This window comes from Nonomuraea sp. NPDC049378 (genome assembly GCF_055586745.1).
Genome location: NZ_JBVJHP010000002.1, coordinates 180,163 through 194,334, shown reverse-complemented (window position 1 = coordinate 194,334; position 14,172 = coordinate 180,163). Strand labels below are relative to the sequence as shown.

13 protein-coding genes are annotated in these 14,172 nt (G+C 70.7%); 4 read left to right on the top strand and 9 right to left on the bottom strand.

The annotated features are described in order from the left end of the window. Positions 1 to 10: 10 nt before the first annotated feature. From ACZ6SA_RS05725 to ACZ6SA_RS05715, 3 genes are read right to left on the bottom strand one after another with little or no spacing between them, the layout of a single operon-like run. Positions 11 to 727 (bottom strand): class I SAM-dependent methyltransferase, encoded by a 717-nt coding sequence (locus ACZ6SA_RS05725; protein WP_465826800.1) that lies wholly within the window; start codon positions 725 to 727, stop codon positions 11 to 13. 48 nt (positions 728 to 775) lie between these two features. After that, positions 776 to 3,217 carry a hypothetical protein gene (locus tag ACZ6SA_RS05720; RefSeq protein ID WP_465826798.1) on the bottom strand — a complete coding sequence of 814 codons (2,442 nt, stop codon included), beginning with the start codon at positions 3,215 to 3,217 and terminating at the stop codon, positions 776 to 778. Next, on the bottom strand, positions 3,214 to 4,545 hold the full coding sequence (locus ACZ6SA_RS05715; RefSeq protein WP_465826797.1) for a DUF4407 domain-containing protein: 1,332 nt from the start codon (positions 4,543 to 4,545) through the stop codon (positions 3,214 to 3,216). The genes ACZ6SA_RS05720 and ACZ6SA_RS05715 overlap by 4 nt, the downstream gene beginning before the upstream one ends. An 83-nt stretch (positions 4,546 to 4,628) precedes the next feature. Between ACZ6SA_RS05715 and ACZ6SA_RS05710 the strand changes: the two genes are divergently transcribed. Then, positions 4,629 to 5,963, top strand: a complete 1,335-nt coding sequence (locus ACZ6SA_RS05710; RefSeq protein WP_347649758.1) for a hypothetical protein — start codon at positions 4,629 to 4,631, stop codon at positions 5,961 to 5,963. Between the two features lie 17 nt (positions 5,964 to 5,980). Here ACZ6SA_RS05710 and ACZ6SA_RS05705 read toward each other — a convergent pair whose 3' ends face one another. The 3 genes from ACZ6SA_RS05705 to ACZ6SA_RS05695 all read right to left on the bottom strand — a co-directional run bounded on the left by ACZ6SA_RS05705 (position 5,981) and on the right by ACZ6SA_RS05695 (position 8,533). After that, positions 5,981 to 6,709: a Type 1 glutamine amidotransferase-like domain-containing protein gene (locus ACZ6SA_RS05705; protein WP_465826795.1), complete on the bottom strand. Its 729-nt coding sequence runs from the start codon at positions 6,707 to 6,709 to the stop codon at positions 5,981 to 5,983. Positions 6,710 to 6,771: 62 nt separating this feature from the next. After that, a complete protein-coding gene (locus ACZ6SA_RS05700) occupies positions 6,772 to 7,455 on the bottom strand; it encodes a DNA alkylation repair protein (protein ID WP_465826793.1) in 684 nt (227 codons plus the stop codon). Positions 7,456 to 7,489: 34 nt separating this feature from the next. Then, on the bottom strand, positions 7,490 to 8,533 hold the full coding sequence (locus tag ACZ6SA_RS05695) for a BtrH N-terminal domain-containing protein (protein WP_465826791.1): 1,044 nt from the start codon (positions 8,531 to 8,533) through the stop codon (positions 7,490 to 7,492). 194 nt (positions 8,534 to 8,727) lie between these two features. Here ACZ6SA_RS05695 and ACZ6SA_RS05690 point away from each other — a divergent pair, with 194 nt between their 5' ends. Continuing rightward, the gene (locus ACZ6SA_RS05690) at positions 8,728 to 9,948 is read left to right on the top strand and encodes a family 16 glycosylhydrolase (RefSeq protein WP_465826789.1); all 1,221 of its coding nucleotides are present in this window, start codon (positions 8,728 to 8,730) and stop codon (positions 9,946 to 9,948) included. Between the two features lie 51 nt (positions 9,949 to 9,999). Here ACZ6SA_RS05690 and ACZ6SA_RS05685 read toward each other — a convergent pair whose 3' ends face one another. Beyond that, complete coding sequence (locus tag ACZ6SA_RS05685; protein ID WP_465826788.1) at positions 10,000 to 10,590, bottom strand: TetR/AcrR family transcriptional regulator; 591 nt, start codon at positions 10,588 to 10,590, stop codon at positions 10,000 to 10,002. A 39-nt stretch (positions 10,591 to 10,629) separates the two neighbouring features. On the opposite strand from ACZ6SA_RS05685, the gene ACZ6SA_RS05680 reads away from it, so the two are divergent. Beyond that, positions 10,630 to 11,109 carry a hypothetical protein gene (locus ACZ6SA_RS05680; RefSeq protein WP_465826786.1) on the top strand — a complete coding sequence of 160 codons (480 nt, stop codon included), beginning with the start codon at positions 10,630 to 10,632 and terminating at the stop codon, positions 11,107 to 11,109. Between the two features lie 6 nt (positions 11,110 to 11,115). On the opposite strand, the gene ACZ6SA_RS05675 is transcribed toward ACZ6SA_RS05680, so the two are convergent. Next, entirely contained in the window at positions 11,116 to 11,580 is a 465-nt protein-coding gene (locus ACZ6SA_RS05675) for a GNAT family N-acetyltransferase (RefSeq protein ID WP_465826785.1), read from the bottom strand. A 332-nt stretch (positions 11,581 to 11,912) separates the two neighbouring features. Here ACZ6SA_RS05675 and ACZ6SA_RS05670 point away from each other — a divergent pair, with 332 nt between their 5' ends. Beyond that, complete coding sequence (locus ACZ6SA_RS05670) at positions 11,913 to 12,794, top strand: helix-turn-helix domain-containing protein (RefSeq protein ID WP_465826784.1); 882 nt, start codon at positions 11,913 to 11,915, stop codon at positions 12,792 to 12,794. Here the strand turns inward: ACZ6SA_RS05670 and ACZ6SA_RS05665 are convergent. Further along, positions 12,760 to 13,980 (bottom strand): MFS transporter, encoded by a 1,221-nt coding sequence (locus ACZ6SA_RS05665; protein WP_465826782.1) that lies wholly within the window; start codon positions 13,978 to 13,980, stop codon positions 12,760 to 12,762. The two genes, ACZ6SA_RS05670 and ACZ6SA_RS05665, sit on opposite strands and share 35 nt — an antisense overlap. Positions 13,981 to 14,172: the final 192 nt, after the last annotated feature.

Sequence of the window (14,172 nt, the reverse complement as noted above, 5' to 3'; positions counted from 1 at the left end):
CCGCGATCGATCAGAACTGCTGGAGCCCGAGCCGCCAGGCGAGGAGCCCGTCAGGCGCGTCCGCCCGGACGAACCCCGCGCCGGCCAGTTCTGCCTCGATCACGTCCCGTACGGGCCGGTAGGCGTAGCCGGAGATCTCCTCCTCGCTGATGACCTTGTCGTTCTCCGTGACCCGGTAGACGTAGCGGGCCTCGCACCTCTCCCCGTCCGACTCGGTGATCTCCGACAGGACGGTGTAGGTGTGCCGGCCCACCTGACACGACTCCAGTTCCTCGAGCGGGCCGGGCGCGGGCGGGCCGCCGTCGCGCCAGGTGAAGACCAGGAGGCCGCCGGGTTCCAGCTGGGTCGCCAGCACCGGCCAGAGCCGCCTGCGGTACTCCGGATCCAGGGCGTACAGCACGTTGATCATCACCATGGCCTCGACCGGCTCGTCCAGGTCCACGCTCAGCGCGTCACAGGGCAGCACGGTCACGCGCTTGAGCAACTCCGGACGGGCGTTCAGCCGGGACAGCAACATCCCGCGCATCCCGGCCGAGGGCTCCAGCGCGAAGATCTCGGCCGGTGTCCAGTCGGCTATCGAGGTGGTGATCAGGCCGCTGCCCGCACCGATCTCCAGGATGCTCCGCCGGACCCCCGTGAGAAGCGAGGGGAGCTTCTCGCGGATGCCCGGCACATGCCCGTTCTCGTGGAACAGGTCATAGAAGGGGAGGGAGACGAAGTCGGTCATGGCAGGCAACGCTACGCGAAAGACCGGTCATGGCTCAGCGCGAAGCCGTTACGGAAGGCCCATGCCCACGCGGATCCGCTGGACCGCCGCCCGGCAGCTGTCAGCGGAGATGCTCAGTTCGCGCCGCGCCGCCGCGAGCTCCAGGTAAGGTCCTGCCGCGGGCTGGGCCGGATCCTGTCCGGCCATGAGGTCGAAGCAGTTGTCCTTGAACGCGTCGCTGACGGTCATGCCGAGGAAGGCCAGCGTCGACAGTTCGGTCACGAGGGTCCTGAGGGGCAGGTCGTCCGGGTTGAGCTCGGGCGGTTGCTCCGATGCGAGCACTGCCAGCTCCTTCAGCGAGGAACGCAGGTCGCCGAGGGGAGCGCCCGGTTCGAGGGGACGGCTCAGCTGGTGCAGCCGGTCGAGGAGGGCGCCGCACTCGGGGGTGGCCGGCAGGCGGCCGATCTGCGCGCGAGTGCCGGTGATCGCCTCGTGGAGTTCTTCCCTGACGAGCCGGTCGGTCAGGTCGGGAAGGCGCAGGGCGTACTCGAACTCCATGTTGATCTCCACGAGCCGTCTGGCCACGCGGATGAGCTCGCGGGGCAGCCCGCCGGACAGCACGAGCCCGAGCCAGACGAAGGGCTCGGTGAAGCCGGGTACGCGGCGCTGCAGGAGGAGCCGGCACAGCTCGAAGGACATCGGCTCCAGGGAGATCTTCTCGTCGAAGGCGTTCTCGAGGTGGGAGCGCCCGGTGATGGTCTGGCGGGCGAACGACGCGCCGAGTTCGTCGGCGACGGCGACGAGGAAATAGCAGTGCACCGATCCGAAGATGGCCTTGATCTCGCTGAGGAAGCGGGTGGCCTCCTCCACCGATCCGATCCGGTCCACCTCGTCGATGCAGATGAGCACCTTGCGCCCGCGCGCGTGCTCGACCTCGGTGACGTCCTCCAGGAACCGGCGCAGGTGGCCGACCAGCTCCGGCATGCCCCAGGGCATCGACTTCAGCGCGATGCTGCGCTGGAATCCGGTCTGCAGGGCCGGCAGGCTGCCGCTGGCCTGCGTGGTCGCCGTCTGCTCCGCCTGCAGCCGCTGGTAGTGGCGCCTGGCCTCCATGACCAGCTTCGGCTCCGAGGCCCAGGACAGCTTCCGCCAGTGCCGTTTGGGCACGGCCGCCACGATCAGGAAGATCAGCAGGATCTGCACGACCAGCCGGTTGTCGGCCCACCAGACCTCCCACCAGCTCCGCACGCCGGCCGACAGGTCACCGACGAAGGCGGCCACCACGTTCGCGGCCTGTGCCAGCTCGAAGGCGAGTGACCAGATCAGCAGACCCGTGAGCCCGCAGGCCAGCGCCACGCGGAGGAACAGCCCGGAGGCGCCTGCCAGGTAGCGAAGCAGGCCCATGCGCCGCCGCACGGCGAGCTTGCGTTCCACCGTGAACCCCTGGTCGGTGATGTACGCGGCGCACACCCGCTGGAAGAGCTCGATGAGGAACTCTTTCGGCACGTAGTGGGTGGGCGCGGACACCAGGACCGAGAACTGCGACTCGTCTCCGCACAACATGCGCAGGAGCGTGGTCTTCCCCGTGCCGCGCGCGCCCGAGATGGCGATGCTGGCGCCGTCCGAGCGCCGCAGCGCCTCCTGGACCCGCTGGGTGGCGCGGGTGGGCACCAGGAGACCGGCGTGGTAGATCGCCCGCAGCCTGGCCGTGTCCTGGACGAGCAGCCGCTTTTCCATGCGGGGCTGGAGGAGGCGGTTGATCGTCTGGATCAGCTCGGGCATGACGGCGTTCTCGCGGGCGTCCTCAAGCCACTGCCGGCGCGCCCGCTCGGCGCGGTTCTCGAGACCGGGAGCCGCGGGGGTGAGGAGGTGCATCTTGAGCATCCGGCGCAGCGGCCGGCCGGTGTGATCGAGGCTCAGGATCCAGACGAGGCCGAGGAAGCCACCCATGACCAGGAAGCTGGTGAAGGAGAACGCCGCTCCCAGCAGCGGCGCGACCGCCGGCAGAGCCAGCCCCGCCGCCAGCGCCAGCGCGGCGAGGAGGAGCCGCGGCGCGCTGCGCGTGGCGCGGGCCGAGCGCCAGGTCAGGCCGGCCACCGGCACCAGGGCGAGTGCGGAGAGCTGGCAGGCCAGCAGCATGAGCGCGGACCACGAGGAGACCGGCAGCGCGAGTCCGACGGCCACGACGAGCGACACCCTCGTGGTCAGGAATCCTCGAAGCGCGGCCGGGCTGAATCCCGCCGCGTAGTCCTCGAAATCCATGCGGGCGCGGGTGCTCGCGTGGGCCAGGGAAGCGAAGCCGGCGTAGCTTTCCAGCGCGGTCGCATCGCGGAAGGCCTGGTCTCTGCTGCTCCCGGCGAGAACCCGAGCCCAGTCCACGGGCCGGCTCGCGGTTGTGGCCCGCGGCGGCGCGGGCTCGACATAGAAGCGGATGCGGGGGTCGTCGCGGCAGCTGCCGGCCAGCTCGTCCCAGGGAAACAGCTCCGGCGTCGTGGTCCAGGCGGCTGTCATGGGCGTTGCCCCCGCGGCAGCGGGGTCGCGTCGGGGTCCTCCGGCGCACGGGCGTCCCGCATGCCACGCAGCGCCCGATCCTGGAGCTCGTCCTCATCCGCCGGCCGGCGACGGCGTCCGGCGACGGGGTCGGAGGGCTTGGACGGCCGGTCCGGCTGGCGTGACTCGCGCTCCCAGACCTGCTCCAGCGTCAGCTTTCCCGCGCCCTGCGCGGCGTCGATCTCTGCGGACATGAGCCATGCGCGGGCCGCCGCCTGCTCCTCCCTGCGGGCCTGAGCCTGCTCGATCCGTTCGTACGTGCCCGGCCGGTGCATCAGCTTGGCCATCACCGGCAGGCACTCGATCAGCGCCAGAAGGAGGAAGATCAGCAGGTTCGCGGTGTTCAGGGTGGCGTTCTTCGCCGAGGCCGCCCCCAGTGCCTCGATCCGGAGGAGCAGCCCGCCCCCGTCCCGGGTCTGCGACTCGAAGGCGGCGTGGCGATCCTCCTGCTCACCCCTGAGCCGGTCGAGTTGTGCCTGATATCCGGGAAGGTCCGCCCTGGCCTGCTCGTACCGTGCCGCGGCCGCGCTCTTGCTCTTCCGCGTGAGTTCCTGCCTCCGCTGATCGATCTGCGTGTTCAGCTGATCGACCTCGTGGCGGGCGGACCGGTAACGGCTCTCCAGCTCGCGCGCTCGCGGACCGTCCCCCTTGGCGCCCGGGACGGATTCGCACTCACCGCCGTACAACTGGCACTGCCAGTCGTCGTAGTAGGCGTTCGCCTGCTCGAGTGCACGATCCCGGTCAGTGGTCAGAGATGCCGTCTTCGGATCCTTGGCGGGGTCGATGGTGACCTGACCCTTCGATTCGATCACCTGGTGAAGCTGGTCGACGAGCTGGGTCAGGCGGGTGATCTCTCTGGCGCTCTCGCCAGTGGACTGCTGCCGCTGGAACGCTTCCGCGCGGGCCTGCTGCATCTGCACGATCTGGGCGTCGATCTCGGGTCTGAAGATGTGCAGGACCAGGGGTGTGGAGAGGATGACGCCGAGCATCAGGGACAGCAGCAGCCGAGGCAGGGCGAGCCAGAGCCGCCCCGCGCCGTGGTCGCCGAGGGTCGCGATCAGCCACCGGTCCAGGGACATGATGGCCAGCCCCCACACGAGCCCCGTGATCACGGCCAGAGCGAGGTTGACGTCGAGCGCGGTCCCCAGCGCCAAGCTCATGGAGAGGGCGGCCACACTGCTCGTGACCAGCACGGCACCGCCGAGCCACCTGAACTTGCCCGCCTCCGACGGGCACATGGACAGGATGTCGCGCCGCGCTCCGGACAGGTAGAGGAGGAGCCCGCCCATGGCCGCCGCCCTCCTCGATCACGTGAGCCGGTCGCCGTGCCATTTTAGTCCTGGGAACCGCGTCAGTATGAGAACATGCGGCGGTGCGAGAAGCGTTCCGTACCGCTGTCGCAACACTCGGCGCCGGAGAATCGATCACTCTGGTCGGGCTCACCGCCGGCGAGGCCCTGAGCATCGTGATCACGCTTGACGGTGCGGGTGTTCCCCAACCGTCGGAGCAGCTGATCACGGGCATGCCCGGCGAGCTCTCGCTGCCCGAGCCCACCGGCCGGCTGTACGTGGTGAACACGGCTCCGGACGCCCCCGGCGCTGTCGCGATCTTCGACCGGCTTCGCACGGCCCACCCGGATGCGCGGTGCTGGGACCAGGAAGGGCTGGACGTGCGCGGCCTGGCTCGGGACGCCATCGCCGACTCCCCGGTCCGGCTCTCCCACGGCCTGCTCGTCGCCAGGGCGGACCCGCGTACCGGCCAGATCATGCTCGCGTTGCGGGAGCTCTTTCCCGAAGGCGCCAGGCGCGGCGCCGTGGCCGAGGTCAGGGTGCGGAGCGAGGCGGCCGACGACCACGGCACCGTGCTCGCGGTGGTCGCCTGGGACGGCTCGGCCCCCGCGCTGCTGTCGATGCAGGTGGCCCACGTGCCGCCGGGACCTCATCTGGTCAGGGTCCGGCTCCGCCGGCCCGGCTCGGTGCTCTTCCTCTCTCCGGAGCAGGTCACCCGCGACAACCGCAGCGTGGCCGAGCTGATGGCGGCGATTCCCCGCTCGTACGAGCCGGTGCAGCAGCACGTCCACCTCGTTTGCGCCATCGAGATCGCCGGCCCTGCCGCGCGCGTGGCCGCGCGGCTGGACTGCGCGGAGAAGCTGGTCAAGGCCGCGCACCGGGGGTTTCCCCGGCCAGGGGCGCTGAGCGTCGGCCTCATGGGCTACGGAGCGCACCACCCCACCCGGCGGCGGCGCGGCGACCGGGTGATCGTGACCGACTGGCTGGCGGACCCGGAGGAGGCGCTGAAGTCGTTGGGCTGGTTCGGCGCGGCGGAATCCGGCCACCCGCGCGCCGTCCAGCTGGAGGACATGCTGGCCGAGGTCGTCGCCAGGCTGGATGCGGGGCCCCGCCCCCGGCGGACCACCTTGCTGGTCATCGGTGAGAGGCCGCCGCACCCTCCCGGCCCTGGCGGCGACGTGGCGCCCTGCCCGCACGGCCACGACTGGCAGCGGTTGCTCAGCCGGCTCGAACGGCAGCAGGACGTCACGCTCGCCGCGATCCGCGACCAGCCCGGCTCCCCGGGCGGAGCGGTCTGGGCCCGTCTCGGCACCGCCGCGCTCAAGCCGCTCGCGACGGTGGACGCGGAGGCGTTGTGCGCTCAGATCGGCCTCTCCTCGCTGAAGCGGCCGAAGATTCCCGTTCCGCTCATCGATTGAACGGGTGCCGCCGGCGCTCAGGGAACCCAGCAGCGGGCGGGAAGGGCCTTCTCCCTGGTCCCGCCCGCGCCGTCAGGCTCGACGAACCATGCGTTCCGGTCGGGGAGCACGCTCACGACCTCGTGCAGCCCGGTGCCCACGTAGTGGAGGGCGACGCCGTCCTCGGTGGCGTACCCGGCCGGCAGCGTCCCGCTCGCCACGGACTCGCGGAACCGCGCCCGCCGGGGCTGGTCACCCAAGTCGTCATGGACACCGTTGCTGAACGGCAGGAAGTCCAGGCCGTCATCGAGGGCGTCGAGGTCGTCGCCGAAGGAGTCGGTTATACCGCCCGCGTGCCAGCACAGGCTGCCCGCGCTCTGGCCGGCCAGCACGACACCCTTCTCCCAGCACTCTCGCAAGATCTCATCGAGGCGGTGCGCACGCCAGACCGCCAGCAGATTCACCACGCTGCCCCCCGACACGAAGATCACATCCTGGGCCAGGAGATGCGCCCGTACGTCGGTCACGTTCGGCTGCGTGAACAACTGGAGGGAGGACAGCTCCGCGTCACCGAACGACGCGGCCCGCGCGCTCCAGCCGTCGATGAACTCCCGCGAGTCACCCACCGCCGTCGCGATGAGGCACATCCGCGGTCGGCGCGCGCCGGCCAGCTGCCTCGCCTGCCATATCTGCACGCCGACGTGCCGGAACCCCTCGGGAGGGGACAGCACCCCGGAACAGGCCAGGATCTGCGGCTCTCTGATCATGAGAACGTATTATGCGCCGGGACGGGGCGCGGGCGATGGTCCGGGGCACCCGGAGGCCGCGCTCAGCCGCGGCCGGATCCCTGCCCGGCCCGGCGCGTCATCTCGGTGATCCAGATGGGCGCGAACGGGGACGTGCAGCCCGGGGAGGTCGGGTAGTCCTTGAGCACCTCCAGGCGCTCGCCGATGCCGATGGCGCGGGCTCGGAGGCCGGCGTGCTCGATCCCGATCTGGGCCAGGCAGGTGTTCATCGCCCACTGCAGGCGGTCCGGGGCGTCCTTCATCTCCGCCTCGATGGCGTCGAGCAGTCCTGGGAGGTCGAGGCCTTCGGGCTGCTTCGCCACCCGGTCGGCGGTCAGCGCCCAGCCCGCGCTCGCGACCGCCGGATCCGGGTCGGCGAACCAGGCCAGGCGCAGCTCCTCGGCGTGCGGGCTCTTCTTCACCACGTAGTTGACGAGCCAGTCGTGCACCTTGGGCGTGCGCGCCTGCCGCATCATGACGTCCAGCTCGCCACGCTCGAACGCCTTCGGGCGGCAGATCAGGAGCGCCAGCAGTCGCGCCGCGGTGTCATCCGTCTCCCAGAGCCGGCGCGCCAGCTCCTGCTGCGTCTTCAGCCGCTTCGCGAGCGCGCGCAGCCTGCTGAGGTTGACGCCGTGGTCGTCACCGTGTCTCTCGTTGACCGCGCGTGCCTTGGGGTCCTCCAGCCCGGCCAGTTCGGCCAGCACCTCGGCCACCGTCGTCTCGGCCACCTCAGCCTCCTGTCCCTCACGTGCGCGATCGAGCCTACGACGGAAGCCGGCTTCCTGTCGTGCGCGCCCGTGCTCGTACGGCCTCCCCGCCGGGCCGCAACCGGCGCAGCGCCTGCATGGCGTCCTTCTCGATGCGTGACAGATCGTGCAGGAGGGCGCCGGCTTGCTGGAGGTGCCCGGCGTCGCCGCTCTCCCCGGCCTTCGCGACGAGGGCGGACACGTCGGTCCACAGGCCGGCGGCCTCGGCGTACAGCCGGTGCCCCGCGCGGAGGTCGTCGTCGTCGATCAGCCGGGTGCACTCGTCGAGGAAGTCGCGGTAGAGGGCCCGGAACAGGGCGCCGCCGGTGCCGCCCCTCTCCATGAGCAGGGCGGCCTGCGACAGATCCTGCCGAGGATCGCCGGCCCGCCCCAGCCAGCCGGGCACCTTCCGGCCGGCCTTCTCGATGCCGCGGTGGCCCAGGTTCGCGATGGGGGCGGCGAGGAAGGCGTCGGCGCAGTCTCTGATGGCGGGGACGATCTGCTCCTGCCAGGCGAGCGGGTGAGCCGGCAGGGTGATGGTGAAGGACCGGTTCCTGGCGGTCATCGGGCCGCGTTCGGCGCGCGCCCTGGCGAGGCCGGCCCGGCTGGTGCGCACCGCTCCTCCCTGCTGGTCGGTGTCCACCAGGTGGGCGTCGTGCTCGTCGTAGCCGTACATGGCGACGATGTGACCGCCGAAATGCACCTTGGACTGGAAATAGTGCAGATGGTACGAGTCGAGCTGGAGGCCCACGGGCCGGCCGGCGTCGATGGGGACGGCCACGTTCTCCCACGCCTTGCGCGGCGAGGCGGTCTCCTTGACCAGCAGCGTCAGCCCCAGCCTGGCGGCCAGGTTCCTGGTGAGGTCGAAAGGCCTGACGCGGCCCGCGAGAAAGGGGAAGGCCATGCTCTTGCTGTCCCAGTAGAGGAACGACAGGCCCGAGCCCAACCCGAACAGCATGGGCTCGGACAGGTCGAGCCCCTCATGCCGCAACAGCACCCCCAGCGCGGTCGTCTCGCAGTGGTGCATGCCGCGGGCCTCGACGCCCTTCACGATGGCCATGTGTCGCTCTCCTCATGCGGGCGCGGCGTACGGCCGCACCCTCCCGCCGGGATCCAGCATGAGGCCTCCCACGGGGGGAGAGTCCAGCCGGGGCGGCACGCGGCAATAATAAGTAAAGCTTCTTGTTGACAAAGGAGAGGCACTGATATTACATCCTGTTGATCGGGGGCGAAGACCACTCAGCGGAGGTCTCCATGCGCAAACCCCGGCTCCTCCTCGCGGCCACGGCCCTGCTCGCCGCCCTGACCGGCGGCCTGGTCACCGGCGCCCACCCGGCCGAGGCCGACATCGGCCCGGTCACCTGGTCCGACGAGTTCAACGCCGCCGCCGGGACGTCCGTCGACGGCTCCAAGTGGAAGTTCGACATCGGCGGCGGGGGCTGGGGCAACAACGAGCTGCAGTACTACACCGACTCGACCCGCAACGTCTCTCACGACGGGCAGGGCCACCTGGCCATCACCGCCCGCCGGGAGAACCCGTCCAATTTGCAGTGCCACTACGGCACCTGCCAGTACACCTCCGGCCGGATCCTGACCGCCGAGAAGTTCACCCAGACGTACGGCCGCTTCGAGGCCGGCATCAAGATTCCCCGGGGCCAGGGCATCTGGCCGGCGTTCTGGATGCTCGGCGGGCGCAACTGGCCGGGCGACGGCGAGATCGACATCATGGAGAACATCGGCAGCGTCCCGAACACCGTGCACGGCACCGTCCACGGCCCCGGCTACTCCGGCGGCAGCGGGATCGGCGGCAGCCGCACGATCGGCGGGCCGCTCGGCGACGCCTTCCACCGGTACACGGTCGAGTGGTCACCCAACCTCATCGTCTGGTATCTGGACGGTTCGGAATACTTCCGCATCACCCCTGCCGACCTCCGCGGCAACCGGTGGGTGTTCGACCACCCGTTCTTCATGATCATGAACGTGGCGGTCGGCGGCAACTGGCCAGGCCCGCCCAACGCCGGCACCACGTTCCCGCAGACGATGCTGATCGACTACGTCCGCGTCTCCGCGTGGACCGACGGCGGGTCGGGATCCGGCACCGCGCTCAGGTCCAGCCTGAACGGCCGCTGCATCGACATCCCCCGCGCCGAGCCCGTGGACGCCGCCCCGCTGCAGATGTACGACTGCAACGGCACGGTCGCCCAGCAGTGGTCCGTCAACGGTGACGGCACGGTCCGCGCGATGGGCAAGTGCATGGACGCCGCGGCGGCCGGCACCGCCAACGGCACGCCGATCCAGCTCTACACGTGCAACGGCACCGGAGCCCAGCGCTTCACGCTCAGCCCGGCGGGCGACCTCGTCAACATCGCGGCCAACCGGTGCGTGGACGTCGTGGACCGCAACACCGCCAACGGCGCGCGGCTGCAGCTGTGGGACTGCACCGGGGCGTCGAACCAGAAGTGGACCCGCTCCTGAGCGATGTTCCCGCGAGGACGGGGCTCTCCGTCCTGCTGGGCGGAGAGCAGGTCACGTCTTGAGCGAGTCGATGTGCGTCGAGAGGACGTCGGTCGCCCAACTCGTGTCCGCCGTGGGCGGCTCGTAGACCAGGTGGCCGGCGAGTCCGTCGATGACCGCGTGCAGTCGTAGGGCTTCCAGCCGCAGGTCACGCCCCGGCGCCAGGTCGACGCCGTTGTCGAGCTGGGCGATCATCCAGCGGCAGGTCTCGCGGACGGCCTCGTGCGCCTCCGCGCGGGGGCCTCTGAGGCTCTCTTCGGCGGTGGCGGCGCTGAACAGCGCCATGTTGACCTCCATTTCCGCGCGCCGCTCGTCGTCGAGCGGCAGCAGCTCGCGCGCCACGGCCTCGACGGCCTGCCTGATGGTGGGTTGTGGCGGGATGGCGGTGATCCGGGCGCGGACGCGATTGACCACGAGCTGCATGGCGAAGACCAGCAGTTCGCTCTGCGTCCTGAAGACGTGACGCAGCGATCCGGCGGAGAGTCCCGCCTCGGCGGCGACCATGCGCACGGAGGCGTGGCCTACGCCGTGCCGCATGATCACTCGCCAGGCAGCTTCGGCGAGCTCTTCACGGCGCTGTTCATGATCGATCAGCCTGGGCATGCGATCCATGCTAGCGCAGTCGTGCTACCATCTCGACTTATGGTAGTACGGCTGTACCAAGAAAAGAGTGTTCCCGCCGCTCTCCGCCTCCTCGTCCCCTACATGCTCGTCCTGGTCGTCCTCTATATCGCCCTACCGGTGCAGATGGCCGTCGACCGCGACTTCACCAGCGCGTCGATCATGCGCAACAACCCCACTCTCGACCCCGCCGATCTCGACTTCGCCGTCAACGCGGCCATCATTTACGCGATCGTCCTGCATGCCCTGGACGTCGTCCTCGTCGTCTGGTTCGTCCTCAAGACGCTCAAGGGGCGTCACTGGGCCCGCATCGCCCTCACCGTCTACCTGGTCATCGCCACCCTCGCGAGCTACATCTCCGCCGCCGCCGGTTCGGAGTACTGGTGGGCCGTCATCTCCGGCAACGTCATCCACCTCGCCATGATCGCCGCCCTCTGGCTGCCGGCCTCCGCCCGCGCGTTCTTCGCCGCGCATCGCCGGCACTCCGGACGAGCACGGTGACCGCCGCTACAGGTCCAGCGCCCCCACCGTCTCGCCGTCGCTCTCCTCGCCCGTGGGATGGAAGCCGAGCTTGCGGTAGAAGTTCTCGGGGCCGTCGTCACCGGGGTGCCAGGTGACGTACATCCGCGTGCAGCCGCGGCGCCCGAGGTGGCCGGCCAGGGCTTCGACGGCGAAGCGGCCGACCCCGCGCGCCTGCGCGTCGGCCGCCACGTTGAGCCGCCACAGGCCCGACCGGAAGTCGACCCCCTTGCCGTTCCAGTCGATGTCGAGGAAGGCCATGAGGAATCCCACGGGACGATCTCCGTCGAGGATCAGCCGGGGCCAGGCGACCTGCTGGTGGACGTACGCCTCCGCCAGCGACTTCGCCACGGGCGCGACGAGCCGTTCCTGGTCGGGACGGACCCGCACGGCGAGGGCCGCATCGATGTTGGCGGGGGTGACCGGCACCAGCCGGAGGGAGTCTGCGGTCATGGGAGAAACCATAGGTCAGAGTCGCTCGACCGGCCGCTGCGGACGCGGAGGCTCTTCCCCGCTACGCGCCGGCCGCGGATGAGCACGGCCAGGCCGTCTTCGAGACGGGGCTCCGTGACCGGCTGCGCCTCCTGATGCGCTCCTCGTGAAGGTCCGGGGCGCTTTGGGGCGAAACGCTGAGGAAACGCGCGCCGCCCTACACATGACTCGGGGCGTGGCGGAGGCGTTCGCAGCCCGGTAGGGCGTGCCTCCTGAGCGGACCCGCGAGGGATCACGGTGGGAGCCGTCGAGGTGTCGGGTCGTGCCGTGAACGCTGCGTGCGGAGGACACGAGTGCGCGGGAGCGAAACGGCGTTCATCGGCGGGCATGTCGTCGATCTCGGCGTGGCCGTGCTGGAGGTGAGGAGATACCGTCCGGTACGCCTACGGCGCGAGGCCGGCTGGAGGAGGGCGGAGGGCGAGGACGCGATCCAGCTCGTCCTGCCCGTGCGCGGCACGGTGAGCGCGACGTGGGCCGGGCGTCAGGACACCGTGACCGCCGGCGGTCTCTACGCGCACGACCTCGCCCGGCTCGACGAGATGGTTCTGCGGCCCGACGGGCACGGCGGCCTCGAGGTGGCCGTGGTCATCATCCCGAAGCCGGTGCTGCCGCTTCGGGCGCCGGCCGTGGACGCGGTGCTCGGGCATGGCGTCCCCGCTGACAGCGGGGTGTACGAGCTGTTGAAGAAGTTCATCCAGGCCCTGTCCGACGAGAAGCTGTCGCTCAGACCGGCCGACGGGCAGCGGCTGGGGATGGTGCTGGTGGACCTTGTGGCCGTGTGCTTCTCCAGCCTGCTCGAATGCGGAGCCGGCGGGCGGGAGAGCTACCGGCGGCAGGACCTCGTCCGGCGGATACGCGCCCACATCCAGCGCCACCTGGGCGACCATCAGCTGTCACCGAGCTCCATTGCGGAGGCTTACCACATCTCGGTGAGCTACCTGCACCGGTTGTTCCAGGAGCAGGGCGACACGGTCTGCGGCTGGATCCGCGACCAGCGGCTGAGGTGTACCCGTCGCGACCTCGCCGACACGGCCCTCGCCGACGTGCCGATCCGCCAGATCGCCGCCAGGTGGGGCTTCGGCGCGCCGGCGGACTTCAGCCGTACGTTCCGGAAGGTCTATGGCGAGTCGCCGCGGGAGTTCAGGTCCCGGACGGCCCGGACGGCACTGCGCTAGCTGCTGCGGACGTGTAGGCGGCGCCGCAGCACACCGCGGCGACGAGAGCGCCGATCCCGCACAGTCCCACCGTGGCCGAGGCGGTGACGCCGAGTTCGGTGACCCATCCCGCCAGGAGGAATCCGCCGCCCTGGCCGGCGGCGATGCCGGCGATCGCGACTCCCATGGCGCGTCCGCGGTAGGCCGGCGCGGCCCGCTGGACGAACATCGCGTTGAGCGGCGTGCTGAACGAGCATCCAAGGCCGCAGCAGAACAGCAGGGCCAGCACCACGGGTGCGGGCGGGTGCGCGAGCATGGGGAGCAGGGCGAGCCCGGAGAGCACGGCGAGCGGCACCGTGACGCGGTCGCGAACGGGCGGGCGCGTCCACCGGGTGAGGACGGTCGCCCCGGTCGCGTAGCCGAGGGCGATGGTGGCCATGAGCACCCCGGCGAGTGGCGGGCCGCCGCCCAGTTCGCGGGCGAGGGGATAGGCGATCGCCTCGGTGCCGAAGGCGAAGGCCGGCACCAGCCAGACCAGGAGAAGGCACTGCCGCAGCCAGGGGTCGGCGAACACGTGGCGCACCCCTGCCGCCGCGTCCTTGAGGGGTGACCAGCGGGCGCCCTCGCTCTCGGGCACGGGCCGGGGCCTGATGCCCCGCCAGATGAGCGCCGCGGAGAGCGCGAATGTCGCCGCGTTCACGAGCAGCGCGCCCGCGGGCGTGACGAGCAGGACGACGGCGCCTCCGATCGCGAACCCGGCCACCTGGCTGATCTGGTAGGTGAGGTTGGTCAGGCCGTTGCCGGCGATGTAGGCCTCGCCGCTGAGCACGTCCGGCATCAACGCGGCGCGAGCGCTCATGAACGGCGGGGTGAACAGGTGCGCGAGATAGAGCAGGGCGATCGCGGCGCCGATCGGCATGCCCGGCAGCGCCAGCGCCGCGACCAGTATCGCCCTGGCCAGGTCGCAGGCGATGAGCAGGCCGCGGCGCGGAAACCTGTCGGCGAGCGAACCCAGCACGGGGCCGAGCGCGGACGGCAGGAACGCCGCGGAGAACGCGACCGCGGTGGCTGCCGGCGAGCCGGTCCTGTCGAACACCAGTATGGCCACGGCGACGGACGAGAGCTGGTCGCCCACGTAGGAGAGCGCATAGGCCGGGTAGAGGTAGCGAAACTCGCGCACCGTGAAAAGGCCGGAGAAGGTGGCCATCACCCGGTCCGCGCGCTCGCGGCCGCGACGGTCCCGAGGACCGCCGGCTTTCTCGTTGTCGGCATTGTTTCACCATGCCGGGCGGCCGTCGCCGGGGGGAACGGCATGGAGTGCACAGTTCGTACGCCAGGCGTGCACACCGCCCGCGACGGTTGCGTGCGTGGTGGGCAGCACCCGGGGACGGGACCCCGA

Bases quoted from the DNA above. Each gene is read 5' to 3' on its own strand.
- ACZ6SA_RS05725 (WP_465826800.1), bottom strand. From the start codon at position 727: ATGACCGACTTCGTCTCCCTCCCCTTCTATGACCTGTTCCACGAGAAC.
- ACZ6SA_RS05720 (WP_465826798.1), bottom strand. From the start codon at position 3,217: ATGACAGCCGCCTGGACCACGACGCCGGAGCTGTTTCCCTGGGACGAG.
- ACZ6SA_RS05715 (WP_465826797.1), bottom strand. From the start codon at position 4,545: ATGGGCGGGCTCCTCCTCTACCTGTCCGGAGCGCGGCGCGACATCCTG.
- ACZ6SA_RS05705 (WP_465826795.1), bottom strand. From the start codon at position 6,709: ATGATCAGAGAGCCGCAGATCCTGGCCTGTTCCGGGGTGCTGTCCCCT.
- ACZ6SA_RS05695 (WP_465826791.1), bottom strand. From the start codon at position 8,533: ATGGCCATCGTGAAGGGCGTCGAGGCCCGCGGCATGCACCACTGCGAG.
- ACZ6SA_RS05690 (WP_465826789.1), top strand. From the start codon at position 8,728: ATGCGCAAACCCCGGCTCCTCCTCGCGGCCACGGCCCTGCTCGCCGCC.
- ACZ6SA_RS05685 (WP_465826788.1), bottom strand. From the start codon at position 10,590: ATGCCCAGGCTGATCGATCATGAACAGCGCCGTGAAGAGCTCGCCGAA.
- ACZ6SA_RS05680 (WP_465826786.1), top strand. From the start codon at position 10,630: ATGGTAGTACGGCTGTACCAAGAAAAGAGTGTTCCCGCCGCTCTCCGC.
- ACZ6SA_RS05675 (WP_465826785.1), bottom strand. From the start codon at position 11,580: ATGACCGCAGACTCCCTCCGGCTGGTGCCGGTCACCCCCGCCAACATC.
- ACZ6SA_RS05665 (WP_465826782.1), bottom strand. From the start codon at position 13,980: ATGGCCACCTTCTCCGGCCTTTTCACGGTGCGCGAGTTTCGCTACCTC.